The sequence below is a fragment of the Epibacterium sp. ABV4_022 genome (genome assembly GCF_056159345.1).
Genome location: NZ_JBSWVA010000001.1, coordinates 2695235 through 2719898, shown reverse-complemented (window position 1 = coordinate 2719898; position 24664 = coordinate 2695235). Strand labels below are relative to the sequence as shown.

The following is a 24664-nucleotide window of genomic DNA, read 5'->3' as shown; positions in this document are numbered from 1 at the left end:
GGTCACTATAGGGCTAATCTGGCGGTATTGGAACAAAGGAGCCTCTTATGTCCGCCGTTATTCTGACCCTGCCGCACGCGCGCCCCTTGCGCCCGACCTGTTGCGCCCCGGATCAGCGGGGGCTGGCGCTGTGGCTTGCCCGGCGTCGCCAGCGCCTGATGCTGGCACGCGAGTTGCTCGGCGCGCCCGACAGCGCATTGCGGGACGCAGGCTGGACCCGCGCCGCCCTTCGGCAAGAGATCGCCAAGCCGATGTGGCGGGGGTAAGCGGCGCGGATTTGTCCCCCTATGCCTGTTACAGAAGCGCTCTATAATCTGAGGCATGACACAGGATATTCGCCCCCGCATGTTTCGCCGCCTTGCCCTTGGGGCCGGGGGTGCGGCCCTGTTGGCCCTGCCGCTCGCCGCTGAAGACGCCCCGACGGACGAGGAAGGGCCGACGCTGATGGAGCGCGGAGCGGAGCTGTTCTTTGAGGGGCTGCGCCGCGAGATGGAGCCGACGCTGGACGAGGCCGCGCGTCTCTTTGCCGAAATCGGCCCTTCCATGCGCAGCTTCCTCATGGAGATGGGGCCTGCGCTGGCGGATATCGCCAATCAGGTGGAGGACTGGAGCGTTTACGAGATGCCGGAAATCCTGCCCAACGGCGACATCATCATCCGCCGCAAGGCGCCACAGCCCGAGGCCACGCCAGAGGCGCAAGAGGACGGCAGCATCGAGCTCTGAGCCAGGCGCCATCGTGATCTTGGGGCGCTACCCCCGCGCGTCCTTTTCCAACAACGCGCCGCGCTTGCCGGCGATGGTCACCCGCACCTCGGCCTCCAGCGCATTGACCAGCGACATCAGCCGCGATTGCGCCACCTCGCCAAACAGCGCCGCGCTGGCGGCGGGCAGTTCCACATGCAGGATGCGTTTGCGCGGCTGCCAGCGCAGGCGGCCGATGTCCTGATCCTCGCCCACCATCAGCATGGCGCCAAAACGCATGGCCTTGCCGAGAATTTCGGCCTCCACCTGCTGTGCCGGGGCCAGCAGATCATAGAGATGTTCGAAATGGGTGCCCTGCCGCTTGTTGCGATAGCGATGCAGCAGCGCCAGCCCGAGGAAGACCCGTTCGGAATGTTTCAGCCCTCCGAGATTGGCGCGGGTGGCATTGTCGAAACAGACCTCGGCGCGGTAATCGGGATGCGCGCGCCAGCTCACGTCATGCAGCACGCAAGCGGCTTTGACCAGCCGCATCTTGGCATAGGGTTCGCCGGAAAACAGCGGTTTTACAAAGGTATAGAGCGTCTTGCCAAAGCCCGGCACCCGCGCGTCCTTGGCCTCGGCAAAGCGGGCCGCTTCGATCAGCGGGTCGCGTTCGCGCAGCCGCTCGGGCATCTGTTCATACAAGATCCCCTCGCGGATCCCATAGCTGGAAATGGCGATGTCCTTGGGGCGAAAGGTCTTGATCAGGCGCGACAGCACATCCGCCGCATAGGGCACCAGCGCCATCCGGGCCGAGGATATGCCGCACTCGCTGCGGATCTTGTCGAGATCGTTCTTTTCCAGGTATTTGGCGGTTTCGCGCACGTCCTTGGCGGTCATGCGGTATTCGTGCTGCACCGTCAGCGGGTAGTTGCGCCGCAGCATGTCGACGCGGGCAATGGCGCGCCAGCTGCCGCCGACCAGAAACAGCCGGTCGCGCTGATCGCCAAGCTGGTCGCGCAGCGCGGCCATGACCTCGTCGATGTGTTTCTTGCGGCCCCGGCGCCCGCCTTTGATGTCCTTCAGCTTCAGCGGGCCGAGGTTCGAGGTCACGCATTTGCCGACCTCGCCGTCGTGGATTTCCGCCAGCTCCATCGAGGAGCCGCCGATGTCGCAGATCAGACCATAGGCGCCGGGCCAGCCCAGAAGCACCCCCTGCGCCGACAGCCGCGCCTCTTCCTCGCCGGTGATGACACGGATGCGCAGGCCGGTGGCGGCCTCCACCTCGGCGCAGAATTCCGGCCCGTCGCTGGCATCGCGCACGGCGGCGGTGGCCACCACGATCAGCGAATAGGGCAGCAGCCCCTGCGCCAGGATCTGAAAGCGCTTCAGCGCCTCCAGCGCGCGCACGCGCCCCTTCGGATTGAGCTTGCCGGTTTCCGACAGGCCGGCGCCAAGGCCGCACATGATCTTTTCGTTGTAGAAATAGGCCGGGCTGCGCGCGGCGCCGTCAAACACCACCAGTCGCACCGAGTTCGACCCCACATCAACCACGCCGACCCGTTTCAACGCGCGGGCATCCGGATCATCGAACAGCGGGCGGCCAAACGGGCCCCAGTCCTCGCTGCTGCCCGCGGGCGGTTCCAGATCGGACTCTGTGCCGTCGGAGGGCGTGGTCTCGGAGGCGAGGTGCGGGGCGTCTGGCAGGATCGTCATGCGGGCTCCGGGATGGTCCGGCCCTGGGGACCGGATGTTTGGGCTTTGGAAAGAATGGTGTATCGGGTCGCGGAGGTCAATTCCGCCAGCGGTGCCGGGGGGATCCTCGGGCGGTAGCGACGCGGGGTCATCTGTCTTCGCTTTCGCGGTCGGCGGCCATCATGCGAATCGCCAGCGCGCGGCTCAGGGTGCGCTGCTCGGCCAGCGCCAGCCGGTCGAGCTGATCGACCACCGCCGCCGCCGCGGCAAAGCTACGGTCCATGCGCCCCACCAGATAGGGGATCACATCGGGTTTCGGGGTGATCTGGCGGTCGTTGAACAGTTTCGCCAGCACCACCGCCAGCAGCGCATCATCGGGGGCCTCGAGCGCGGCATGGGTGGCCGCCTGCACCCGGCTTTGCAGATCCGCCAGCCCCAGCCCCCAGAGGTTGGGCGCCGGACGACCCGTCAGCATCAGCCGGTGGCCATGGGTCAGCACCATGTTGTGCAGATGAAACAGCGCCTTTTGCGCCAGCGCGTCCTCGGCGATTTCCGGCACGTCCTCGATCGCCACCGGGCCGCTGGCCAGTTCCGGCACGTCGGCCTCGGTCAGCTGCTGTGCGGGCACCACGCGGGCGCCGCTTTCCTTGGCCCAGACGTGGGCGAGGTGGGTCTTGCCCGATCCCTTGGGCCCGGTCAGCACCAGCTTGCCCGAAGGCCATGCAAAACTCGGGTCGATCAGCGCCACGGCCATGGCATTCGACGGCGCAACAAAGAAATCATCCCGCCCCAGCGCAGGTTTCGCCGGGAGATCAAAGCTCAGCTGTTCGGACATCGGGTCTTCTTACTCTGCACCGTCCTGCGGCGCCTCGGCGGAAAGGGACGCGACGTCCCGGTGGCTCAGCCCCTGATAGAGGCGACTGTGCAGATACTGGTCCACGGCAAATCGTGCAACCACCCCGATCGCCGCAGCCACCGGCACCGCGATCAGCATGCCGACAAATCCAAACAGCGCGCCAAAGACCGACAGCGCCAGCAGCAGCCACACCGGGTGCAGCCCGACAGAGTTGCCGACGAGCTTGGGGGTCAGGAAATTGCCCTCGACCATCTGGCCGATCACAAAGATCCCCGCCACCAGCGCGATGCGCAGCCAGTCGGTGCTCTGGCGGATCATTTCGCCGTCGGCGCCCTCTGCCGCGCCCCAGAACTGAAACAGTGCCAGGCCGATCGCCAGCACGCCGCCAAAGATCGCCCCGAGATAGGGGATGAAGGTCACCAGACCGGCGACAAACCCGACCGCCAGGCCAAAGTTCAGCCCCACCAGCATCAGCGCCACCGCGTAATAGGTGCCCAGGATCACGCAGACCGTGCCCATGCCGCGAATGAAGGACGACAGCACGGCATCGATCTCGCCGGCCAGCTTGCGCACCACCGGCGCGTGATCGCGCGGCAGCAGCTCGTCGATGCGGGCCACCATCCGGTCCCAGTCCACCAGCAGGTAGACCGCAACCACCGGCACGATCACCAGCAGCACCACGATGTTCAGCAGCGACATCGCCGAGCCGACAAAGGTCTGTAGCAGGCTGATGCTCTTGTCCTGCACCATCTTCCACAGGCCGGCCAGGGCCTCGCGCACCTGGCTGTTGTCCTCGAACAGCGCCGGGAACCGCTCCTGGGCAAAGTCGCGCAGGTTCGACAGCGCCTGCGGCAGCGTCTGCACCAGATCGATCATCTGGTTGATCAGCGCGGGGACGATCAGCAGCAGCAGCACCAGAAAGATCAGCACCGCCCCCACCGTGATGACCGCCGTCGCCCCCTCGCGGCTGAGGCCTGCGCGTTCCAGCCGGTCCGCCAGCGGGTCGATCATATAGGCGATGGCACCGCCCAGGATGAAGGGCATCAGCACATTGCCAAGCGCCCACATGACGATAGCAAAGAGGACGGCGGCAATTCCCCAGTATTTCAGTTGTTTGCGGGCGGGCAGGGCCATGGTCAGGCATCCTCGCTTTGGTGGGTCGCGGACGGGTGGATCGCGGATGCCCCTGTGATCGCCGATGGGGCGCAGCGTTTCAAGTCAGACTTGCGCCACCCGTGGCATCAATGCGTTCTGACACATGACACCGCACCGGAGTGAGTGGCTGTTTGTGGGACGCGTTGCCTCCGCGGCGTGTGCCAACGGCGCAGCGGTCTCGCGCGTCCACTCACGCGAGTGTCTGCATTGCGGACAAAACGGCCTCTCGCTGCGTCCATCCGCTATGACCGCGTTTGCTGTCGTGTCAAAGCGGATTGCTCTCACCGTCGAGAGAAAAGTGTCGTTTTCCAAAGGTATAAGTCAATGACGCACAGCTATTTGTCGTCCCAAGAAATCACGGTCCTTAGGTATTCCGTTACATCTCTTCGAGCAGTTTTCGGGCTCGCTCTTCGAAAAGGGTGGATCGACGCGAACTGTCCAACCACATTGTGTACACAAGATCGAAACTCTCATGTTCTGACAAGACTTCGACCGCTCGAGCCAAAACACCTTCGGCCCATTTTGGAGTCAAGGTTGAACGAATGAACTCAGTATTGGCTGATGGGGCTGTCTCCTTAGACAAGTGATCAATCCCGTTAGACAAGTGATCAATCCCGGTTAGGTTCGGCGCCCCCCCTCCTTCTAGCGAGTTCCAGGGTTCGAAGAACGGATTTTCATCTTCCTCGTAAAGCAGTGCTGACAACCATTGAACCGCGCACACAGCCATTCCAGGTGTTTTGAAGCTCCACCATTCGTCCCAGATTTGCTCTGCTACAGGAAACAGCCAGATTAATTCGTCATGCAATCTAATCCACTCGTAGGGGCTGGCTTCGCTTCCTCGAAACGACAAAAATTCCTCGCGTCCCATACGTACCAGCAGCACATGAACGAAGAAATCTGTCATTGCTCGATATTGCTGCTTGTTAAAAAATTCGGGATAGATCGGGCGATATGCTAGTGCATCCCACATACCCTCAAAATTCCAAGTGCCTTTGAAGCGCCTGGGGTCGGGGTGACTGAGCTCCTGTCGTGCCCAAGCTTCAAGCGCTTTAGGAAAACCAAACGCTAGAAGGTCTTCCTGAACCTCCATGTACTGGTAGTCGAGAAAGAAATCGCAGAAGTCAAAGAGGTCAGTCGGCTCCGTAGTGTTTGCTATCCGTTCACAGTGACCTCGAATGCGGTCAAATGGCTCCTGCCATATCTCGGAAGGGGCCTTGGGCCAGTTCAGCGTCTCGAGCAGTTTTTCGGGTTCGCACATTGCTAGCGCCACTTGATTTCCGCCCATAACCTTTCGCGCCTCGCTCTCAAATGAATTGTTACAACCTTTCCAGTTCTTGAACACGAAGGGAAGGCAGGCGCTTCAACCTCCACACAAACCGCTAGGTCGTGCCGTAGCCGTAATAGAGTATGAAGCAGACCTTCAAGCATGCTGCAGCATCCGGCTCAATGGACTCGGATCTGCCGTTTGCCACGGGTTGGTGCAGCGGGGTCTGAGCCTGGCATCCCGGGGGCTGATCCGCCATTGCGCAGGGCGACGGAAAGGCGGATGCTGCCGCCATGACGACGGAACTCGATTTTTCTTTCAAGGCATTGCCCGACGGCGCGCGGCGGCACATCCGGGTGTTTCAGATACATCAGTTCCTTGACCGTTTTGCCATGGGGCTCACGGTTGCCGTGGTTGCGCTGGCGTTGACCGATCGCGGCATGGATCTGTTTCAGATCTCGCTGCTGTTTGGGATCTACTCCCTGACCACCATGGCGATGGAACTGCCCTTCGGCGGGCTGGCGGATACGATCGGACGCAAGCCGGTCTTTCTGGCCGCGACCCTGGCCAGTCTGGTGTCGCTGGCGCTTTTTCTCATGTCGCGCGACTTTGGCGTGCTCGCGCTCTCCTTCGCCTTTATCGGGTTCGGACGCGCCCTGCGCTCTGGCACGCTGGATGCATGGTTTGTCGAGACCTTCAGGGCGGCGGCGCCGAATGTGGATGTCCAGCCCGCGCTGGCCCGGGCGCAAGGGGCCAACGCCCTGGGGCTTGCGGTGGGGGCTGTCCTGGGCGGGCTGCTGCCCGACGCGTTTGGGGCGCTTGGTCTGCGCCATGGGATCAGCATCTATGATGTGTCCTATGTCGCAAGCTTTGTGGTGATGGTCGGCGTGTTGATCTACACCCTCTGCGCCATCGCCGAAGACCCCCGGCCGCTGACGCCCCATGCGCTTGCACAGGGTTTTGCGCGGGTCCCGTCGGTGGTGGCCGAGTCCTTTCGCCTGGCGCTGCGACACCGGACGCTTGCCAAGCTTCTGGCGGCTCTGGCGCTGTTCCTGATGGCGACAAACCCGGTCGAGGTGATCTGGCCAACCCATGCCAAGCCGATGCTGGAGGCCGCCTATGCCAATACCGTCATCGGGGCGTTGACGGCGGGCTACTTCCTTGCGATCGCCATTGGCGCCTCCCTGTCGCCGCAGATCAGCCGGATCTTCAGGCGGCGCCATGCGCGCACGCTTGCGGCGATCTTTGCCTGTCTCGCGGCTGTACAGGTCGCGCTGGCGATGCAGGGCGGCATCGTCGGCTTTGTCGCTATCTTTGCGCTGTACTCCATCCTTCTTGGCGCCAGCGAGACCCCTGCGAGCAGCCTGCTGCATCGCTGCGTGGAGGATCACCAGAGGTCCACCATGCTGTCGCTGCGCTCCCTGATCCAGCAGTGTGGCGCGGCGATCGGGCTGGTTCTGGCGGGGGCCCTTGCCGACGTCTATGCGACCCCGGTGGCCTGGAGCGTTGGCGCCGTGTTCCTGCTGGCGGCGATGGCGCTGAGCCTGGCGCTGGCGCGACGGTTGGCTGCTGCTGGTGCATAGGGGCGCATGACCGCCGCCGGCGGCGACCGGGCGATCACTGGGCAATCAGGCCTTTGCCGGGCCGGCGGGCGTGAGCAGCGGCGAGAGGGCGCGGATCAGGTCGCTGTGGCGCAGCGGTTTGCTGAGCCAGGCGTCAAAGCCGCTGTCGCTGTATTGCTGCACCTGGCTGGGCAGCGTATTGCCGGTGACCGCGATGCAGAGCGCGTCATGGGCAACATGGCGCGGCGAGGCGCGCAGCTTCTCCAGCACCTCGAGCCCGCTGTAGCCCGGCATCTGGATGTCGAGGAACAGAATGTCATAGCGGGTGGTCACCGCGCGCCCGAAGGCGTCACCACCGTCATAGGCCTTGTCGACCTCGGCGCCGAGGCTCTCCAGCAGTTTTTGCAGCACCAGCCGGTTGGCCGGGCTGTCATCCGCCACCAGCACCCGCTTGCCGCGCAGGATCTGCGCGTCGGTCTCCACCGGGGGTTGGTCATCCCCGCGACCGGGATCCGCAAGCGCGGGGGCGACCACCGGCATCGGCAGCGACAGGAAAAAGGTGGTGCCCTCGCCCGGGAGGCTCTCGGCGCGGATGCGGCCGCCCATCAGCTGCACCATCTGCTGCACGATCGCCATGCCCAGCCCGGTGCCGCCCTTGCTGTGCGCGGTGGTGGGCTCGGCCTGGACAAAGGGTTTGAACAGGGCGTCGATTTGCTCGGGCGCGATGCCGCAGCCGCTGTCCCGCAGGGTGATATGCACCGCCTGCGGGGTGCCGCGCAGACAGAGGCAGACCCGGCCGTGATCGGTGAATTTCACCGCGTTGCTCAGCAGGTTGCCCAGCACCTGACCAAGCCGGAACCCGTCGCCCTGGCGCAGCTCGCCCATGGCGATGTCGGTGAAATTGTGGGTGATCTCGATGCCCTTGCGCGCGGCATTGGCGGAAAACAGTTGCACGACGTCCTGTATGGTTTCGCGCAGGTCAAAGGGGGTCGGGGCCAGTTCCATCTTGCCGGCGTCGATCTTTGCAATGTCGAGCGCATCATTCAGCAGCCGCTCCAGGCTCTGTGCGGATCGGTTGACGGTGCGCAGCAATTCGCCCTGCTGCCGGGGAGAACTGGCGATCCCGGTCACATTGCGCATCAGCAGATCGGTCGAGCCGATGATGCCATTCAGCGGCGTGCGGATCTCGTGGCTCATATGGGCCAGGAAGGTCTTGCGGGCCTCTGCCTCGCGCCGGGCGGTGGCCTCTGACGCCTCGGCGCTGTCGCGGGCCTGTTTCAGCGCGATCAGGTGATCGACGGTCAGGGCCAGCTGCTGCAAGGTCTCCAGATCGCCATGCTGCCACGGTCGGGGCTTGCGATCCACCACGCAGAGCGCGCCGATGGCGGTGCCGTCGGGCAGGTGGATGGGCACCCCGAGATAGGCGATCATATGCAGATCGCGCACCGCCTCATTGTCGCGCAGCTGGCCGTTGTCGCGGCTGTCTTCGACCATCAGCGGCTGCCCGGTGGCCTGCACATACTGGCAGAAGGAATGCGATAGCGGCGTCTGGCGCAACTCGCTCACCATGTCGGGCAGGCCGATGCAGCTCTTGAAGAACTGCCGGTCCTGGCTGGGCTGCACCACCGAAATCATCGCGGTGGGCGTGTTCAGCACGCGGGCGGCCAGCGATGTGAGATTGTCCAGCGCGTCTTCGCTGTGGTGTTCGACCAGGCCCAGTTCGCGCAGCTGCACGTCATAGGCATCGGGCGTCAGTGGCAAGGCATGGGTCATGAACAAAACATCTTTTAACATCACGCGGGCAAGGGCCGCATTACAGCTTGGGCACGACTATTGTGCCAAAATTCCGATACTTGAATACTCACATTCTGCGAGAATGTATCAAAAAACTATATTTAATTGGAATTATTTTTATGACTTTAAAAACGGCTGTGGTGACAGGGGGTTATCCGTATTTCGTGAAACTTGGGTTTGGTCGGGCGGGCGCTGCCCTTCGCGCGAATGGCGAGTCGATTCCGCGCGCCCACACGGCCCGCGAGAGGTCAGAGGACCGAAAGGTCGTGACACGGGGCGACAGGGGCCATGACCGTCGGTTTTGCGGCTGATCCGGGTGATTTTTGGGTCCGGGGTTCGGGTCCTCCCACGCAGCGGTTCCCCTGAGGACATATCGCACCGCGGGCATTGGTGCAAATCTCCGATGTGGAAATGTGCGCTCTGTCACTATCGCAAAATTACCATCACGGCGCGGCGTCTCCGGAAACGCCAATTGCGCGGGCGAAGCATTGCAATCCAGAGAGGAGTATTTTCGGACGAAGCTGCGGATTTCGCCATGGCCCACCCCTTGGCTGCCCTGATCACGGGGCGCGATGCCCGTGCGGTGCAACTGCACCCTTGTCCGTCTCCCTGCCAGCTACTAAACCGGGCAGAACACTCGTTCACCGCATGGAGCCATTATGCGCCTGTCTCGCTATTTCCTGCCTGTCCTCAAGGAGACCCCCTCCGAGGCGCAGGTCGTCAGCCACCGTTACATGCTGCGCGCCGGCATGATCAAACAGTCCGCCGCCGGGATCTACTCCTGGCTGCCGCTGGGCTACCGGGTGCTGAAAAAGATCGAAGGCATCGTGCACGAAGAGCAGATGCGCGCGGGCCACATCCCGATGCTGATGCCCACCATCCAGTCGGCCGACCTGTGGCGCGAGTCCGGGCGCTATGACGCGTACGGCGAGGAGATGCTGCGCATCCGCGACCGCCATGACCGCGACATGCTGTTCACCCCCACTGCCGAAGAGCTGATCACCGACATCTTCCGCGCCAATGTCTCCAGCTACAAAGACCTGCCGCTGACGATGTATCAGATCCAGTGGAAGTTCCGCGACGAGATCCGCCCGCGCTTTGGCGTGATGCGGGGGCGCGAATTCTACATGAAGGACGGCTACAACTTCGACCTCACCAAAGAGGACGCGTTGCACGCCTACAACCGCCATCTGGTCAGCTACCTGCGCACCTATGAACGCATGGGGCTGCAGGCGATCCCGATGCGCGCCGATGGTGGCCCGATCGGTGGCGACTACACCCACGAATTCCTCGTGCTGGCCGAAACCGGCGAGTCGGAGGTCTTTTATGACAGCGAGATCACCGATCTGACCTTTGGCGCGCGCGAGATCGACTATGACAGCGTCGAGCAGTGCCAGGCGGTGCTCGAAGAGTTCACCTCGCGCTATGCCCGCACCGACGAGACCCATGACGAGGCGCTGTTCAACGCGGTGCCAGAAGAGCGCCGTCGCGTGGCGCGCGGCATCGAGGTCGGCCAGATCTTCTACTTCGGCACCAAATACTCCGAGGCGCTGGGCGCCACCGTGCAGACCGCCGAGGGCGACAGCGTGCCGGTCCACATGGGCTCGCACGGGATTGGTGTCTCGCGTCTTCTCGGCGCCATCATCGAGGCCAGCCACGACGACAAGGGCATCATCTGGCCCGAAGGTGTCACCCCCTTCCACTGCGGGATCGTGAACCTCAAGCAAGGCGACGATGAAGCGGATGCCGCCTGCGAGCAGCTCTATGCGGCGCTCACCGCCCTTGGTCTGGAGCCGCTTTATGATGATCGCAAGGAACGTGCGGGCGGCAAATTCGCCAGCATGGACCTCATCGGTCTGCCCTGGCGCATCACCGTCGGCCCGCGCGGGCTGAAGAACGGCGTCGTCGAGGTGACCTCGCGCCGTACCGGCGAAAGCGAAGAGATGAGCCCGGAAGACGCAGTGAAGAAAATCGCCGCAATCTACGCCAACCACCCCACGCCGCGCGGCTTCTAAAGTCACCGGCACATACAGATTTGAGAGCCCCGTCCGACAGACCCGTCGGGCGGGGTTTTTATATGCCGCATGTTGTGATTGGCCAGCAATGCTGTGAATGCAAAGCATCTGCGAAAAGGTCGGCTTTGAGCCCACTTTGACCGATGCTGCGCTGCGTACCAATGGCCGATATCTCCGAACGCGCGGTGCGAAAGTACTTCCCAACTGTGCGAATTTTCGTTCAAACTCAAGCCTGCAGTGAAGTGGAGGAGACCAGCGTATGCCAATTGAAACTTGGACTTTGTATGTTTTGACCGTTCTGGCTTTGATGAGCACGCCCGGACCAAGCCAGTTGTTGATGCTCACCAATAGTGGCGTTCACGGTTTCAAGCGCTCGCTATCGACCGCAGCAGGTGACCTTTCCGCGAACGCTTTGCAGATGCTGGCGGCGGGTTTGGGTCTGGCCGCTATCATTGCAGCCTCCGCGACAGCCCTTACCGTCATCAAATGGGCGGGGGTTGCGTATTTGATCTGGTTGGGTATCCGCATGATCCGACGAGCCAAACCGGATGAAACAGCCGAGCTTTCAGAACAGAAGAGAGCTTCGCTGAAGACCCTTTGGCTCCAAGGCTTCCTGACGTCCGCCGCGAACCCAAAGGCTGTTGTTTTCTTCGCGGCGCTTTTCCCGCAATTCATCACGAGCGAAGTCGCTTTCTGGCCGCAGTTCCTGATACTGTCCGCAACTTACATCGTCATGGACGGGCTCTTTCTGTCTGCCTATGGCCTCGGGTCAAGTTGGATTGTCAAACGGTTCAAAGGCAGCGCACGGGTCTGGATCGAACGGATCGGCGGTGGCTTTATGATTGGCGCAGCGTTGCTACTCGGGTTGAAGTCAATCTCGCGCCAATAACCGAGAGCGGGCATTTGCCAGACAAACTGCAATTGCAACTTCGTCCCGCTTCGCTGCGGCTCCGCGCGTTGGTTGATGCAGTCCGTGCGGACAGCCCCGCGACACCCACGCAACCGCATCCAGATCAGATGTCTTTGTTCGAGTGATACGCGCAACGCCGGTGAACGGCGCGCACGCCGGGGCGCGAGTGCGCCCACTGCGTGCAGACCAATACTCATGTCTTCCGGGGGCATCTAAAGGCGCGGCCCCCCTAGCCTCTGACCGATCCGAATGTCAGACCCTCGTATCGATACCATTGGCGTCTGCCGGCGGAATTTGCAGCGGTACCGGATCACCGCCGCGGGCATTGGCGAGGGAGATCTCTCCCGCCTGATCAATCCCGCTCAGGGTGAGGCTGCCGCCATCGGCATAGCGCAGGAGCAGTTTGTCGCCCTCGCGGGTGATGCTGGTGGGCGCGGCAGAGGCAATGGTCAGCTTCGCCCCCGGTGCCAGCATGGCAATATCATCGCCATCCCCGGTCTTGCGCGACAGGGTGACGGTGCCGCCGCCGTTGCGCACCTCGATCAGGTCATTGCCGCGCCCCCCGCTGACGGTCACCGCTTCGGTTGCGGAAATGCGGATCAGATCGTCGCCCTCACCACCATCCACAGAGCCCCGCGCCGCCGTCACGTCAATCGCATCGGCCCCATCGCCGCCGCTGATGCGTTCGGCAATTGTGGCCTGTAAGCTGATGATATCATTGCCTGCACCGGCGTTGATGCCCTGCGCATAATCGGCTGAGATCCGCAGCCTGTCGTTCCCATCGCCGGCGGAGACACTATAGAGGTTGTCCGCATCAATAGTGAGCCTGTCGTCACCGCCACCGGTGCTGATGGACCCTGCGGTTCCGGCCTGAATGGTCAGCCTGTCATTATTGGCAAAGGTTTGCGTGCTCATCCAGGTTTTGGAGCCGTCCTTGTCTGCAACCGTGACGGCAATGGTGGGGGTGGCATCGGTGCTGACGTCAAAGACCTGCGCGCCGCTGAGGGAGACCACATCGGCCCCGTCGCCGGTCTTGACGCCAAAGATCATCCCCTCGGTTTCCACCGAGACCTCATCCGCACCTGCGGTGCCCACCGCATCCGGCATGGCGAATTTGGCGCTGAGGAACGTGTCATCCGTCGCGTCACCGCCAAGGATCGACATCAGGATCGTGTCCGCCATCGTGTCGCCGGTGCTGACCTGTCCGAGGATCTGCATGGCGATTGTGGTGGCGTAATCCGCGTGGTCGGGATCCTCATCGCGCAGTTTGGCAATGGCAACGCGCATATCCGCAGCCTGCTGGCGGTAGCGTTGGGCGGTGAGGTTGATGTCACCGACGCCCATGCCTTCCTTGACGGTGAGACCGTCCTCTGCCCGCATCTGATATTCGGTGTGCATGGCCGCCTGGCCGCGTTTGCCGGCTTGTTCGACCTCATCAGCATCCTTGAGGGCGCGTTGGTTGCTGGCCATGTCCTGAAAAATCTGTGCGATCCGGGGGTCTTGGCCCGGTAAAATGGCTGTCATGATATCAATCTCCTCATGGTGTTGATCCATGTGGCAAAGGTTTGAAACTACCTATGAGGGAATAGCCTTCAATAGATTTCCAAAGGGTTGCGTTTTTGCCGTGTATGCGAAGCACCTCTCGTTTTTGCGCTGCTTTTTGCAGATCGCGCCGTATCGGTGCGTGCGGGCAGGGCTCCCGCCCGTCTTGCGGGCATGAAACATGCCCTGATCCGGTTGGGCCCTGCGGGTTGGGGGTGGCGCCGGGCCTTTGGCCCGGCGCCACCCCCAACGCCTTTTCGGCGTTTTGCGCATGCAAAACACCAAAAGGGGGCGGGAGCGCCCCCGTTTTCCCCTTCACAGGGGAGGTGTGTGCGGGTCTGATTGGGCGCTCATGCTGAGGGTTGCGCCTGACAGGCGCATGGGGGCACCTTTATGGCAATGGGCCGAGAGAAGGACAACGATCATGATCACGCGGATGGTGTCACTGCTGGGTGGGGCGGGCGCGGGTATTGGCCTGTCACAGTTTCCTGCCTACGCGCAGGCCTATCTGCAACGGCTGGGTGGGCATGTGGATGCGCTGCGCCGCACGGTGGCAGAGTTCGATGCCGATGCGGCGGCGCTCGGGCTGGAGCGCAATGCCGCTTTGGTACAACTGGCCCAGGGGGGCGACATGGGAGCCGCGCGCGCGGAAACCATGGCGGCCACCATCGACCGCTACGGTCGCCTATCGTCTGACTTGCGTGAGTTGAGCGCCATGGCCCCGGTGGAGCGCGCGCTGCATCTGGGGCGCTTTGCCGAAAGTGAGATCGCCTCTGCGACGCTTCAGGCGTTTGAGCCTGCGGTGCCGGTCTCGCTTGATGCGATGATGCTGGCGGCGGTTGGGGTGCTTTTGGGCAGTGGTCTTACCTGGGGGCTGATGGCGGGGGTGCGGCGTCTCTTTGCCCGCAGTGCGCGCCGCCGCGACAGGCTTGCTTGACCGCACACCCTCGCGCCCCTAGGGTCTGCGCGACACGCGCTCTGCCTTGGCAGAGCCGCATTTTCATCGCAAGAGGAAGACCGCCTAAATGGCCGCACCTGCGCCTTTTTCCCGTTTCGAATGGATGATTGCCTGGCGCTATTTGCGCGCCCGCCGCAGCGAAGGCGGCGTGTCGGTAATGACCTGGATTTCCCTCATCGGCATCACGCTGGCGGTCTTTGCGCTGATCGCGACACTGGCGGTGCGCTCAGGCTTTCGGTCGGAATTTGTGGGCACCATTTTGGGCGCCAATGCCCATGCCACGGTCTACGCCCATGGTGAGGTCACCGAAGCCGGCACGCTTGATCGACGTATCACCGATTACGCCGCATTGGCGGATGCGGTGGGGCAAGTGCCCGGCGTGTTGCAGGCGGCCCCGCTGATCAAAGGTCAGGTGATGGCCAGCCGGGGCGACCGCAACGCCGGTGTGCAGGTCTATGGTATCCACGCGGCGGACCTGGCCGAGATCCCGGGTGTTGCCCAAAGCGACGTGGCCTATGGCGATCTTGGCCGTTTTGACGAAGGAATTGCGATTGGATCGGGTGTCGCGCGCGCCCTGGGCCTCAGCATCGGAGACAAGGTCAAGCTGATCTCTCCCAACGGCGTCAAGACCGCCTTTGGCACCAGCCCACGCGTGAACGCCTATGAGGTGGTCTATGTCTTTACCGCCGGGCGCTATGACATCGACAACACCCGCGCCTATCTGCCCTTTGCCGAGGCGCAGAGCTATTTTAACCGTGAAGGTGCGGCAGATGAGATCGAGGTGATGGTTGATGATCCCGAGCGGGTGGATCAATACATCCTGCCACTGGTGCAGGCGGCGGGGCAAAGCTATGGCGTCTGGAGCTGGCGTGACAGTTCGGGGGGATTCCTGCGGGCGCTGGAGGTTGAGGATAATGTGATGTTCGTGATCCTGTCGATCCTGGTGCTGATCGCGACGATGAATATCGTCTCCGGCCTTATCATGCTGGTAAAGAACAAGGGCCGCGACATCGGCATCCTGCGCACCATTGGTCTGAGCGAAGGCTCGGTGATGCGGGTGTTTTTCATTTGCGGGTCGATCACCGGGGTGATCGGCACCCTGCTTGGGGTGATCCTTGGTTGCCTGTTTGCGATCTATATCGAGCCGATCTTCTCGTTTGTGAATTACGTCATGGGCGGCGGGGTCTGGGATCCGTCGATCCGGGGCATCTACGCGCTACCGGCTGAACTGCGGGCGGGCGATGTGATCAAGGCCGTGGGCCTGTCGCTGGGCCTGTCGTTTGTTGTCACCATTTTCCCGGCCCGCCGCGCGGCGCGGCTGAACCCTGTGGAGGCGCTGCGCTATGAGTGAGATCACCTTGCAGATCGAAGGGCTGAGCAAGACCTATCTGGCGGGCACGCCGGGGGAGGTCTCGGTCTTGCGCGGAGCAGACCTGACCCTGCGCGCGGGCGAAGTTGTTGCGCTGGTTGCCCCTTCCGGTGCGGGCAAATCGACGCTGTTGCAGATCGCGGGGCTGCTGGATGTGGCGGACAGCGGTCTGGTGCAGATCGGCGGGCAAGACATGACCGGAGCGGGTGAGCGCAAGCGCACGCGGGTGCGGCGGCAGGATGTGGGCTTTGTCTACCAGTTCCATCACCTGCTGCCGGAGTTCACGGCGCTGGAAAACATCGTTCTGCCGCAACTCGCCAATGGGGTGTCCCAACGCGCTGCAGAGGCGCGCGGCGCCGAACTCTTGGCGCTTGTGGGGCTGAAAGACCGCGCCGCGCATCGACCCGCAGCGCTTTCCGGCGGCGAGCAGCAACGGGTGGCGTTTTGCCGGGCGCTGGCCAACAGCCCGCGTATCCTGCTGGCGGATGAGCCGACAGGGAACCTTGATCCGGCGACCTCGGATCAGGTGTTTGAGGTGTTGATGCGGCTGGTGTCGGAAACCGGCCTGTCGGCGCTGATCGCAACCCACAATCTGGAGCTTGCCTCCCGGATGGACCGGGTGCTGCATCTGGAGGACGGGGTGCTGCGCGCAGGCTGAGCCCGGCGCGCAAGCCGCAGCGGTCGGGGTGGCACTCAGGCTGGACTCAGGTTGGATTCAGGCGGCGATCTGGGTGATCCAGACCCCGGCGGCCATGACCGAGATCCCCAGTGCACGGGTCCAGGTCAGCGGGCTGATCTGGGCGCCAAAGAGGCCGAAATGGTCGATCGCCGCAGCCGAGAGGAGCTGGCCCAGGAGCACGAAGAACACCGCGTTTCCGACCCCGAAATGGGGCGCCACATGGGTGATCGACAGGACATAGAAGGCCACCAGCACCCCGCCGAGCAAGAGATGCCGGGGCGCGACCATCACCTGCGACAGGGTCTTGGGCCCGACCAGCGCATAGAACCCGAGCGCGGCGACAAAGGCCACTGCAAACAGCACCACGCAGGCGGCCCCCGGCGCGCCGAGGACCTGCCCCAGCCGCGCGTTGAGGGCGGCGAGAACGGGGATTCCGATCCCGGCTGCCAGCATGATCAGTGCAAATTGGGTCATTTCGCTTGTCCTCCCCATGACCGCTCCCCCTGCCGATTGCGTGCCGGAGCAGAATGCGGCGCAGGCCAGAAGGGGGCAAGCGCTATCCGCGCGCCCGCGTATTTCTACGCAACGTTACCCCGGACGTAACTATACGGCGGGGATCAGTCGCAGATCCCGTCGATGCGCACGTCCTTCCAGGGCAGCAGCACGTCGCTCTCGCGGCTCTGCGGCAGGTCGGAGACCGGCATCTCCGCCGCGAGCATGCGATGCAGGCGATGGGTGCGCTTGGCGCGCGGGGCCAGGGCCCGGCAGCAGACATATTCCTCGACGATGGTGCCCTGTTGCTCGTAGCCGAAGGAGAGGAAATCCGCCTCTCGATCCGGGTCGAACAGATAGGGATCGGGCGAGGTGCCGTGTTCGAGCAGCGCCTTCAGCGGCGTATAGCCGGTGCGGTCGCGGTTCTGCCATTGCCAGACATGGGTGGCCTCATGCGCCAGCAGCATCGCTTCGACCAGCGGCAGGGTGTCGGGATAGTCCGGGGTGTAATCGGGCAGATACCATTCGCGGGTGAAGAAGATGCGGTTGAAGATCGCCACCGCCGCCGGAGAGGCGGTGACCACCTCGCCAGCGGGACGCGGCGGCAGGATGCGTTCGCGGCAGGTGGTGCGGGGGCGCTGCGGGCGGCGGAAGGTGACGGCCCGCAATGGCGCGCCCTCGACCAGACGCAGGCGGGCGTAATCCAGACTGTCGCCATGCAGCGTGCCGAGGAACAGGCGTTCGCGCTCGGTCGGGCTGCGGCCGCAGGCGGCCAGCAGGGCCAGCAGGAGGAGCAGAACCCTAGACACTGTAGGCCAGCACCTGGCTGATTTCGCTGAGGGACCGGCCCGACTGAGCGGCCCAGTGGTTGAAGGCCTCCTGCACGGCCCGCAGCGCCCGTTTCGAGGTGGCGGGTTTGTCGATCACCTCTTCGGCGACCAGCCGTGCGGTCACGTCGGGCGAGAGGATGAACGCATCCCGCCCGGCAAAGCGCATGGCGTATTGTCCCGTGGCGGCACCAAGACGGCTGCCGCGGGTCTTCAGCATCTCCAGCAGGCCGATGTAGTCCTGCGACGGCCAGCCGCCGAGCACCTTGCCCGCGCCGCCCGCATCGCGCAGCTCCATCAGGAAGGCGGCATTGTCGCGCACCGACTGGATCTTGGCGCCGTTGCGCACGATCTCGGTGTTGCGCAGATGAGCGTCGAGCTGTGCGTCATCCATGAAGGCGTTACGGCCGACGTCAAAGCCGTCAAAGGCGCGTTCGAACCCGTCCCATTTGGCCGCGATGACCTTCCAGTTGAAACCGGCGTTGAAGACGCAGCGGGTCATCACCGACAGCCAGCGGTCCTCGGGCAGGGCGGTGATCTGCGGGTCGGGCTTTGTCAGCTTACCGTCCAGCGCGGCGGGGCCGCCGTGGCGGTCGGCGGCGATGGCGAAGATCTCGTCGAAATGGCGCATGCGGCGCGGCTCCTCAGGCGGGCAGATAAAAGGTGGCGGTTGCGGTGGCAACCAGCTTGCCGCTGGCCTCGTCGGTCATCTCGGCGCGCCAGACGCTGAGGGCGCGGCCCGGTTTCACCAGTTGCGCGCGGCACAGGATCGCGGGCCCGCTGCCGGGGCGCAGGAACTGGCAGTGCAGATCGGTGGTGGCCAAGGGCAGCATCCGCCCCACATGCGACATCGCCCCCAGCACCATGGCGGTATCCGCCAGCGCCATCAGCGCCTGACCGGAAACGATGCCCCCAACCCGGGCGAGCGCAGGCGTGACCGGCATCTGCAGCACGGTGGTGTCGGGGGCGGTCTCGACCACCGTCAGCTCCAACGCCTGCACCCAGGGGGCAAAGGCATCGGCCAGGATCTGTTGCAGATCGTCCTTGGTCATGGTCCGTCTCCCTGTTGCCTCCTTGCCGCCCTCTTGCCGCGACCTTAGCGCGGGCGCGGGCGCAGCTCCACGATGGATTTGCCGAGCCGAAACGGGGCCGCAAAACTGACCAGGCACAGCGCCAGAACCTGGAGCGCGAGGATATAGGCATTCTCTTCAAGGGTTTGCCATTCGTCCTTGAGGCGGGCAAGCAGCGCGACCAGATCCTCGTAGGCGCGGGCGAGGATCAGGAAATCCCCGGCGATGGCGGGCACCTTGCGGCGCAGGCTGGCCACGGCGGCCTCGGTGTCGGGATCAAGGGCGGCAAAGACCACAAAACTGGCCGGATCAAAGCTGTCGACCGAACGGGCCATGGCCTCCATGTCGTCGCCAAAGACCGAGAGCGCGCGCAACGGGGCGACGCTGTCGGTGACGGCGGTGAAGAACGGCAGACCACGGGTGTCGGCGGTGGAGGCTGAGAGGAATTCAACCTTGTCGCAGAGCGCGGCGATGTCGCTGTCATAGGCGGGCTCGCAAAAACGCAGGCGAAAGCGGGCGGCGTCGCGGTCAAAGGCCTGGGTGGCGGCATAGGCCACATCCACCTGCCGGTCGAGGCGCGAGGTATCGGCGGAGTAGATCCCGGCGACCACCGCCACCAGGGCGCCGATGCCGCCGAGGATGACCCAGACCAGATCGGCCAGCCGCCAGGCGCGGTGACCGGCGGGTTTGCGAAACAGCAAGGCGGTGCCGAGGCTTCCGGCGGCAAAGCACAGGATCAGCAACAGCAGCTGGTTGTCGGCGATGAAATTCATGACGTGCCGCTGCCCCTCCCTGCGCGTGGCGGTGCGCAGAGGTTAGGCGGTTGCGCCGCCTGCGATCAATCTGTTGTCGGCGGCCCTCACAAAGAAGTGGGCGGGCGTAGGACAAATGGCGGCGCCGCCACGGGGTTTGAGGTCCCGCGGGAGGCGGAGAGATGGCGCGGGTTTCCCCGCGTCTGGCCGGATCCCCTGCACCCGGGTGAGGGTGGTCTCTGGGGCCCTGTTCTCCTGCCGGGCACGGGGTGTCAGGCCGTGCCCTGTGGGTGTTGCAACGCAAGCGAGTATGGCAGGCCCGGGTTGAGACCGCGTGAGGCGCGCGCGCGCCGGGGGCGCAACGGGCTGTGTCGGCGGGGCGCTTACATGCGGCCCTTGGTGACCTGGCGGATCAGGCTCTCTTCCTTCTCCTTGCCGAGCTTTTCCTTCTTGGCCAGTGTTTTGACCAGCTTCACGGCCTCGTCCTTGCGGTCGCTGTTGGTGAGGATAAAGATCTCAAACAGGGTCTTGTCGTCCTTGATCCCCTGGGCCTTGGCTTCTTTCTTGGCGTCGGTCTGGCCGAGCTGCTTGATCACGAAATCGCGGAAGGTCTTGGAGTCGAAGAATTCGCTCCGGTAATGGTCGAGCGGGCCGGTGATGAATTTCTGCGCCTTCTTGAGGATCACCTTGAAGGCGGCGTCGCGGGGGGTGTCGCTTTCGGCTTCCTGCTTGAGCAGGGAATAGATGTTGATCGGCAGGTCGACGCGCTGCGCCTCCGGCAGGGCCTCGTCGAAATAGTCGCGGAAGAGGCCGGGGCCGTCCTGTTTGTTCATCATCGCAATGGTGCATTTGATATGGGGCAGCAGCACCTTCTTTTCGCGCGCGATCCAGTTGCCGAAGGTGTTGCGCATGCTGTTGTGCTTGAGCATGCCGGGGATGTCGGCGGGGAAGGCTTTGCCTGCGATCTTGATGGTCTCGGCCATGGGGGGTGTCCTCTGAGCAATTGATTTGGGTTGATGCTGAGGAAACACCGGGGGGCCGGGGATTATTCGGGGGCGGCGGCGGATTTTTTCGCGCTTAAGGTGGGGGCGCTGCCCCCTCTTGCCCGTGCCGGGCAATTCACCCCCGGGATATTTGGGAGAAGATGAAGTGTGGGCGGAGCGGCGGTTCCCGGCTGGGGACCACAGTGAACGTTGACACGTGGCGTCTGCAGGAGATCCTTGGGACGTGAGGCGCAGCGGCACGGCCCGCACCTGACCTTACGTCCGGGAGTTCGTCCCGGACCGCGCAGCGGCAAACAGTGCGGGGCACTGTTTGGGGTAAGAACGGGCGGAGCCCTGCGCTGCAACACTTGCCCCAAAATGCACAGCCTGCAGGAGTTTCCCTTGGGACGTGGGGCGTAGCCGCACGGCCCGCGCCTGACCTTCCCCCCGGGAAGGCGCTTCACGCCTCCCCAAGGTCAGGCGCGGGCCTTGAGAGCTGGTTCCCGCGCCCTTTAAAGGAGCATGCTTCACCGGCTATTTATCTGTATCAGCGTCAGATCGCCAAGCCTGCTCCCGAGGATGAGGCCAAAACAGGCACAATCTAGGAAGTACGAAATACCTAATAAAGCGTGTGCGCTTTCGATGGGGTAATGGAGCGTGAAAAATCAAGACGAAAAGGAGTGAAAAGGCAATATTCGCTAGCCCCAGTGCAGACGCAATTCTATCCACAATAGATAACGTTGGGTCCAGTAGTAAGTCACATTGTAATAGTGCAAAGTAAGTGCCGATTGCCGCTATTGGTAATAGTGGGGACAGAACTAGGATAAGAAAAAGTGTTCCTACGATGCTTGTTAGAGGGAAGACCTCTCTTAAAAAATGATTATTGTGAGAAGGTACGCCAAGTGAGTTTTGATCATGGCCGCGTATCATCCCGAAGGTGGTACTTGAAAAACCAACGATTTGTGGTCTGGCTCCTTGACGAACTTTAAGGAACATAGCGGTTGAAAGATGATTAAAAGACAGGGCTGTTATTAGAAAAATGAAACTCGTGACGGATAAAAAGAAGGAGGCGGGTGCGGAAATTGATAAATCTAAAATATTTATCGAAATAAGTTCTCCCTTCTTGAGGGAAGACACAAGGAAGTATGCAAGAACTATTCGTGCTGCCGCCTTAATGAAGTTTTCGATCGCCTCATTCTGAATTTTGCCAAGTTTTTCGTATTTATTGACCCAAGAGTTTTCATCGGGGCCGAGTTTTCGAAGGGTGGTGTTGAATTCATGCGCCTTTAAATTTCTCAGTGATACCCATTTAGTTTTCATCCTCAAACATCCAGCTCCTCCACGAACTTCGCGTTCTCCTGAATATACTGAAAGCGCAGTTCGGGTTTCTTGCCCATCAGACGTTCGACCAGATCGCCGGTCTCGCCGGGTTCGTCTTCGTCGATGGTGACCCGGATCAATTTCCGGGTCTTGGGATCCATGGTGGTCTCCTTCAGGTCCTTGGCGTCCATCTCGCCGAGACCCTTGAAGCGGCTCACGTCGATCTTGCCTTTGCCGCCGAGGCCTTTTTCTAGCCACATGTCGCGCTCGGCCTCGTCGAGGCAATATACGCGTTTTGCTCCTTGCGTCAGGCGGAACAGGGGCGGGCAGGCCAGATAGAGGTGGCCGCCGTCGATCAGAGGGCGCATCTGGGTGAAGAAGAAGGTCATCAGGAGCGAGGCGATATGTGCGCCGTCGACATCCGCATCGGTCATGATGATGATCTTGTCATAGCGCAGATCGTCGAGGTTGAACTTGGTGCCAAGCCCGACGCCGAGGGCTTCGCACAAATCGCGGATCTCGGCATTTGAACTGAGCTTGTTGGAGGCGGCGCCCAGCACGTTGAGGATCTTGCCCTTGAGCGGCAAGAGCGCCTGGTATTCGCGCGAGCGCGCGCCCTTGCCGGAGCCGCCCGCCGAGTCGCCCTCGACGATGAACAGTTCGGTGCCGGAACGGTCCTTGGAGGTACAGTCGGTGAGCTTGCCGGGCAGGCGCAGCTTCTTGGTGGCCGATTTGCGCTGGGTCTCTTTCTCCTGCTTGCGGCGCAGGCGTTCCTCGGCGCGCAGGATCAGGAAATCGAGGATGGCGCCGGCGGATTTGGTGTCGGCGGCAAGCCAGTTGTCGAAGTGGTCGCGGACCGAGTTTTCGACCATCTTGGCCGCGCCCTCGGTGGAGAGGCGATCCTTGGTCTGGCCGACAAAGGCCGGGTCGGCGATGAAGCACGACACCAGCGCGCAGCCGCCCGCCATCAGGTCGTCGCGGGTGATCTGGGCGGCCTTCTTGTTGCCGACCAGCTCGCCGTAAGCCTTGATGCCCTTGAGGATCGCGGCCCAGAACCCGGCGACATGGGTGCCGCCCTCGGGCGTGGGCACGGTGTTACAGTAGCTCTGGGTGAACCCGTCGCGCGAGGGCGTCCAGTTGATCGCCCATTCCACATAGCCCGGCTCGCCGAATTTCTCGCGGAACTCCACCTTGCCGGCAAAGGGCGCATCCGCATAGACGGAGGATTTGCCCAGCACCTCGGTCAGGTAGTCCTTGAGGCCGCCGGGGAAGTGGAAGGTGGCCTCGGTCGGGGTTTCAGTGTCGTCGATGGCGGATTTCCAGCGGATCTCGACGCCGGAGAACAGATAGGCCTTGGAACGCACCAGTTTGAACAGGCGCGCGGGCTTGAAGCGATGCGAGCCGAAGATCTCCTCGTCGGCGTGGAAGGTCACCGTGGTGCCGCGCCGGTTGGGGGCGGCGCCGATCTTTTCCACCCCGCCCAGGGGCTTGCCGCGCGAGAACCGCTGCTCGAACAACTCCTTGTTCTTGGCCACCTGCACCACCAGCGAATCCGAGAGCGCGTTGACCACCGAAGAGCCGACCCCGTGCAGGCCGCCCGAGGTCTGATAGGCCTTGCCGGAGAACTTGCCGCCCGCGTGCAGGGTGCAGAGGATCACCTCCAGCGCCGATTTGTCGGGAAACTTCGGATGCGGGTCGATCGGGATGCCGCGACCGTTGTCGCGCACCGTCAGCGAATAGTCGGCGTGCAGCTCCACCTCGATGCGGTTGGCGTGACCGGCGACGGCCTCGTCCATGGAGTTGTCGAGGATCTCGGCCACCATGTGGTGCAGCGCGCGCTCGTCGGTGCCGCCGATATACATGCCGGGGCGCTGACGCACGGGTTCGAGGCCCTCGAGGACTTCGATGGAGGAGGCGTCATAGGTTTCAGACGAGGACGGGCTCAGGAGGTCGTCGGCCATGTGCGGATCGCTGCTCATTCGTTTGGTTTGGTTGGCAGCCATTATGGCGCATGTGATCGGGCGGGGGAAGGGGCCAGCGCGGCCTGTGGATAAGGGCGCTGGGTGGGGAGGGACGGCCCGGAGGGTCAGCCTTCGGCGGCGGCCGCACGGGTGGCCTGACGCAGATCCTGGGGGACGGGCGTCGGCGTCAGGGTAAAGACCTGCTGCCCACCCGGGGTGCCGGAGGCAACCAGAAAGAAGCCCGAGATCCGCTGAACCCAGCGCCCCACGCCGCCGCTGGAGGAAGGGGGGATCTGGACGCCCGCCCCCGGAATGCTGTGATCAAGCGCAAAATCTACGGCGAACAGCGTCGCGGAGGGCTGTTGCGCGCCCCCCTCGGCGGTGCAGGTGCTGTCCGGATCGAGGGTCCAGAACACATAGGAGCTCGCGTCCGGGGCGGCGCTCATGCCAGCGGGCGGATCGCCGTCACAGGCCGGTGTGCGGCGCGGCGACAGCTCGTTGACGTAGACGGAGAGGTCCAGAAAGACCGGGGTGTTGGCCTGCTGGGTCAGGAACGCGTGCAGCGCCGCATTGTCGCCGTCGTCCAACTGGCTGGCATCGGTGCTGGCGGTGCCGTCGAAATAGGCCAATGTCGGCGTTGGGCGCAGCCGATCCCAGAAGTAGCCGATGCCGGTTGCAATGCCTAAGAGCGCCGCAACCAGGGCTATGATGCGCTCAACGCGTCCAATGGCCACGATGGAACCTCCGTTTGTCGGTTTTTGGTGCAGCCCGAGTTGACC

Annotated in this window: 23 protein-coding genes; 8 read left to right on the top strand and 15 right to left on the bottom strand. The window is 63.1% G+C overall.

Features of this window, described 5'->3' with window-relative positions; all coding sequences use genetic code 11:
- The first annotated feature begins 47 nt into the window (after nt 1-47).
- Together ACXAF5_RS12870 and ACXAF5_RS12865 are read left to right on the top strand one after the other, a co-directional pair.
- Entirely contained in the window at nt 48-266 is a 219-nt protein-coding gene (locus tag ACXAF5_RS12870) for a DUF1127 domain-containing protein (RefSeq protein WP_474946881.1), read from the top strand.
- 79 nt (nt 267-345) lie between these two features.
- Nucleotides 346-723: a hypothetical protein gene (locus ACXAF5_RS12865; RefSeq protein ID WP_474946880.1), complete on the top strand. Its 378-nt coding sequence runs from the start codon at nt 346-348 to the stop codon at nt 721-723.
- A gap of 27 nt (nt 724-750) precedes the next feature.
- Here the strand turns inward: ACXAF5_RS12865 and ACXAF5_RS12860 are convergent, their stop codons facing one another.
- The 4 genes from ACXAF5_RS12860 to ACXAF5_RS12845 all read right to left on the bottom strand — a co-directional run bounded on the left by ACXAF5_RS12860 (nt 751) and on the right by ACXAF5_RS12845 (nt 5672).
- Nucleotides 751-2397: a Ppx/GppA family phosphatase gene (locus ACXAF5_RS12860; RefSeq protein WP_474946879.1), complete on the bottom strand. Its 1647-nt coding sequence runs from the start codon at nt 2395-2397 to the stop codon at nt 751-753.
- Between the two features lie 127 nt (nt 2398-2524).
- The gene (locus ACXAF5_RS12855) at nt 2525-3211 is read right to left on the bottom strand and encodes a P-loop NTPase family protein (protein WP_239321171.1); all 687 of its coding nucleotides are present in this window, start codon (nt 3209-3211) and stop codon (nt 2525-2527) included.
- Between the two features lie 9 nt (nt 3212-3220).
- Nucleotides 3221-4366 carry an AI-2E family transporter gene (locus ACXAF5_RS12850; RefSeq protein WP_239321174.1) on the bottom strand — a complete coding sequence of 382 codons (1146 nt, stop codon included), beginning with the start codon at nt 4364-4366 and terminating at the stop codon, nt 3221-3223.
- 397 nt (nt 4367-4763) lie between these two features.
- A complete protein-coding gene (locus tag ACXAF5_RS12845; RefSeq protein ID WP_474946878.1) occupies nt 4764-5672 on the bottom strand; it encodes a hypothetical protein in 909 nt (302 codons plus the stop codon).
- A gap of 272 nt (nt 5673-5944) precedes the next feature.
- On the opposite strand from ACXAF5_RS12845, the gene ACXAF5_RS12840 reads away from it, so the two are divergent.
- Nucleotides 5945-7234, top strand: a complete 1290-nt coding sequence (locus ACXAF5_RS12840) for an MFS transporter (RefSeq protein WP_474946877.1) — start codon at nt 5945-5947, stop codon at nt 7232-7234.
- A gap of 45 nt (nt 7235-7279) precedes the next feature.
- On the opposite strand, the gene ACXAF5_RS12835 is transcribed toward ACXAF5_RS12840, so the two are convergent.
- Nucleotides 7280-8986 (bottom strand): ATP-binding protein, encoded by a 1707-nt coding sequence (locus tag ACXAF5_RS12835; protein WP_474946876.1) that lies wholly within the window; start codon nt 8984-8986, stop codon nt 7280-7282.
- A gap of 680 nt (nt 8987-9666) precedes the next feature.
- Here ACXAF5_RS12835 and proS point away from each other — a divergent pair.
- A complete protein-coding gene (gene proS / locus ACXAF5_RS12830) occupies nt 9667-11022 on the top strand; it encodes a proline--tRNA ligase (protein WP_474946875.1) in 1356 nt (451 codons plus the stop codon).
- Nucleotides 11023-11281: 259 nt separating this feature from the next.
- A complete protein-coding gene (locus tag ACXAF5_RS12825) occupies nt 11282-11911 on the top strand; it encodes a LysE family translocator (RefSeq protein ID WP_474946874.1) in 630 nt (209 codons plus the stop codon).
- A gap of 273 nt (nt 11912-12184) precedes the next feature.
- Here ACXAF5_RS12825 and ACXAF5_RS12820 read toward each other — a convergent pair whose 3' ends face one another.
- Nucleotides 12185-13456, bottom strand: a complete 1272-nt coding sequence (locus tag ACXAF5_RS12820; protein ID WP_474946873.1) for a calcium-binding protein — start codon at nt 13454-13456, stop codon at nt 12185-12187.
- Nucleotides 13457-13898: 442 nt separating this feature from the next.
- Between ACXAF5_RS12820 and ACXAF5_RS12815 the strand changes: the two genes are divergently transcribed.
- From ACXAF5_RS12815 to ACXAF5_RS12805, 3 genes are all read left to right on the top strand, one after another.
- Nucleotides 13899-14411, top strand: coding sequence for a DUF2937 family protein (locus ACXAF5_RS12815; RefSeq protein ID WP_474946872.1), 513 nt, complete (start codon nt 13899-13901; stop codon nt 14409-14411).
- A gap of 88 nt (nt 14412-14499) precedes the next feature.
- On the top strand, nt 14500-15783 hold the full coding sequence (locus ACXAF5_RS12810; protein ID WP_474946871.1) for a lipoprotein-releasing ABC transporter permease subunit: 1284 nt from the start codon (nt 14500-14502) through the stop codon (nt 15781-15783).
- On the top strand, nt 15776-16459 hold the full coding sequence (locus ACXAF5_RS12805) for an ABC transporter ATP-binding protein (RefSeq protein ID WP_474946870.1): 684 nt from the start codon (nt 15776-15778) through the stop codon (nt 16457-16459). The genes ACXAF5_RS12810 and ACXAF5_RS12805 overlap by 8 nt, the downstream gene beginning before the upstream one ends.
- Before the next feature lie 57 nt (nt 16460-16516).
- Here the strand turns inward: ACXAF5_RS12805 and ACXAF5_RS12800 are convergent, their stop codons facing one another.
- The 9 genes from ACXAF5_RS12800 to ACXAF5_RS12760 form a co-directional block, all read right to left on the bottom strand.
- Complete coding sequence (locus ACXAF5_RS12800; RefSeq protein WP_474946869.1) at nt 16517-16954, bottom strand: DMT family transporter; 438 nt, start codon at nt 16952-16954, stop codon at nt 16517-16519.
- A 143-nt stretch (nt 16955-17097) separates the two neighbouring features.
- The gene (locus ACXAF5_RS12795; RefSeq protein ID WP_474946868.1) at nt 17098-17781 is read right to left on the bottom strand and encodes a hypothetical protein; all 684 of its coding nucleotides are present in this window, start codon (nt 17779-17781) and stop codon (nt 17098-17100) included.
- Nucleotides 17774-18430, bottom strand: a complete 657-nt coding sequence (locus tag ACXAF5_RS12790; protein WP_474946867.1) for a DNA-3-methyladenine glycosylase I — start codon at nt 18428-18430, stop codon at nt 17774-17776. Before ACXAF5_RS12790 ends, ACXAF5_RS12795 begins: the two co-directional genes overlap by 8 nt.
- Nucleotides 18431-18443: 13 nt before the next feature.
- Nucleotides 18444-18851: a PaaI family thioesterase gene (locus ACXAF5_RS12785; RefSeq protein ID WP_474946866.1), complete on the bottom strand. Its 408-nt coding sequence runs from the start codon at nt 18849-18851 to the stop codon at nt 18444-18446.
- Nucleotides 18852-18895: 44 nt separating this feature from the next.
- The gene (locus ACXAF5_RS12780; protein ID WP_474946865.1) at nt 18896-19642 is read right to left on the bottom strand and encodes a hypothetical protein; all 747 of its coding nucleotides are present in this window, start codon (nt 19640-19642) and stop codon (nt 18896-18898) included.
- A 362-nt stretch (nt 19643-20004) separates the two neighbouring features.
- Nucleotides 20005-20604, bottom strand: coding sequence for a hypothetical protein (locus ACXAF5_RS12775; RefSeq protein WP_474946864.1), 600 nt, complete (start codon nt 20602-20604; stop codon nt 20005-20007).
- 534 nt (nt 20605-21138) lie between these two features.
- Nucleotides 21139-21924, bottom strand: coding sequence for a hypothetical protein (locus ACXAF5_RS12770; RefSeq protein ID WP_474946863.1), 786 nt, complete (start codon nt 21922-21924; stop codon nt 21139-21141).
- A gap of 2 nt (nt 21925-21926) precedes the next feature.
- Nucleotides 21927-23885: a DNA topoisomerase IV subunit B gene (gene parE, locus ACXAF5_RS12765; protein WP_239321219.1), complete on the bottom strand. Its 1959-nt coding sequence runs from the start codon at nt 23883-23885 to the stop codon at nt 21927-21929.
- A 125-nt stretch (nt 23886-24010) separates the two neighbouring features.
- Nucleotides 24011-24619: a hypothetical protein gene (locus ACXAF5_RS12760; protein ID WP_474946862.1), complete on the bottom strand. Its 609-nt coding sequence runs from the start codon at nt 24617-24619 to the stop codon at nt 24011-24013.
- Nucleotides 24620-24664 lie beyond the last annotated feature (45 nt).

What these genes read in the sequence shown, in the direction of transcription:
- ACXAF5_RS12870 (WP_474946881.1), top strand. Translation starts at nt 48, where the DNA reads ATGTCCGCCGTTATTCTGACCCTGCCGCACGCGCGCCCCTTGCGCCCG.
- ACXAF5_RS12865 (WP_474946880.1), top strand. Translation starts at nt 346, where the DNA reads ATGTTTCGCCGCCTTGCCCTTGGGGCCGGGGGTGCGGCCCTGTTGGCC.
- ACXAF5_RS12860 (WP_474946879.1), bottom strand. Translation starts at nt 2,397, where the DNA reads ATGACGATCCTGCCAGACGCCCCGCACCTCGCCTCCGAGACCACGCCC.
- ACXAF5_RS12855 (WP_239321171.1), bottom strand. Translation starts at nt 3,211, where the DNA reads ATGTCCGAACAGCTGAGCTTTGATCTCCCGGCGAAACCTGCGCTGGGG.
- ACXAF5_RS12850 (WP_239321174.1), bottom strand. Translation starts at nt 4,366, where the DNA reads ATGGCCCTGCCCGCCCGCAAACAACTGAAATACTGGGGAATTGCCGCC.
- ACXAF5_RS12845 (WP_474946878.1), bottom strand. Translation starts at nt 5,672, where the DNA reads ATGGGCGGAAATCAAGTGGCGCTAGCAATGTGCGAACCCGAAAAACTG.
- ACXAF5_RS12840 (WP_474946877.1), top strand. Translation starts at nt 5,945, where the DNA reads ATGACGACGGAACTCGATTTTTCTTTCAAGGCATTGCCCGACGGCGCG.
- ACXAF5_RS12835 (WP_474946876.1), bottom strand. Translation starts at nt 8,986, where the DNA reads ATGACCCATGCCTTGCCACTGACGCCCGATGCCTATGACGTGCAGCTG.
- proS (WP_474946875.1), top strand. Translation starts at nt 9,667, where the DNA reads ATGCGCCTGTCTCGCTATTTCCTGCCTGTCCTCAAGGAGACCCCCTCC.
- ACXAF5_RS12825 (WP_474946874.1), top strand. Translation starts at nt 11,282, where the DNA reads ATGCCAATTGAAACTTGGACTTTGTATGTTTTGACCGTTCTGGCTTTG.
- ACXAF5_RS12820 (WP_474946873.1), bottom strand. Translation starts at nt 13,456, where the DNA reads ATGACAGCCATTTTACCGGGCCAAGACCCCCGGATCGCACAGATTTTT.
- ACXAF5_RS12815 (WP_474946872.1), top strand. Translation starts at nt 13,899, where the DNA reads ATGATCACGCGGATGGTGTCACTGCTGGGTGGGGCGGGCGCGGGTATT.
- ACXAF5_RS12810 (WP_474946871.1), top strand. Translation starts at nt 14,500, where the DNA reads ATGGCCGCACCTGCGCCTTTTTCCCGTTTCGAATGGATGATTGCCTGG.
- ACXAF5_RS12805 (WP_474946870.1), top strand. Translation starts at nt 15,776, where the DNA reads ATGAGTGAGATCACCTTGCAGATCGAAGGGCTGAGCAAGACCTATCTG.
- ACXAF5_RS12800 (WP_474946869.1), bottom strand. Translation starts at nt 16,954, where the DNA reads ATGACCCAATTTGCACTGATCATGCTGGCAGCCGGGATCGGAATCCCC.
- ACXAF5_RS12790 (WP_474946867.1), bottom strand. Translation starts at nt 18,430, where the DNA reads ATGCGCCATTTCGACGAGATCTTCGCCATCGCCGCCGACCGCCACGGC.
- ACXAF5_RS12785 (WP_474946866.1), bottom strand. Translation starts at nt 18,851, where the DNA reads ATGACCAAGGACGATCTGCAACAGATCCTGGCCGATGCCTTTGCCCCC.
- ACXAF5_RS12780 (WP_474946865.1), bottom strand. Translation starts at nt 19,642, where the DNA reads ATGAATTTCATCGCCGACAACCAGCTGCTGTTGCTGATCCTGTGCTTT.
- ACXAF5_RS12775 (WP_474946864.1), bottom strand. Translation starts at nt 20,604, where the DNA reads ATGGCCGAGACCATCAAGATCGCAGGCAAAGCCTTCCCCGCCGACATC.
- ACXAF5_RS12770 (WP_474946863.1), bottom strand. Translation starts at nt 21,924, where the DNA reads ATGAAAACTAAATGGGTATCACTGAGAAATTTAAAGGCGCATGAATTC.
- parE (WP_239321219.1), bottom strand. Translation starts at nt 23,885, where the DNA reads ATGGCCGACGACCTCCTGAGCCCGTCCTCGTCTGAAACCTATGACGCC.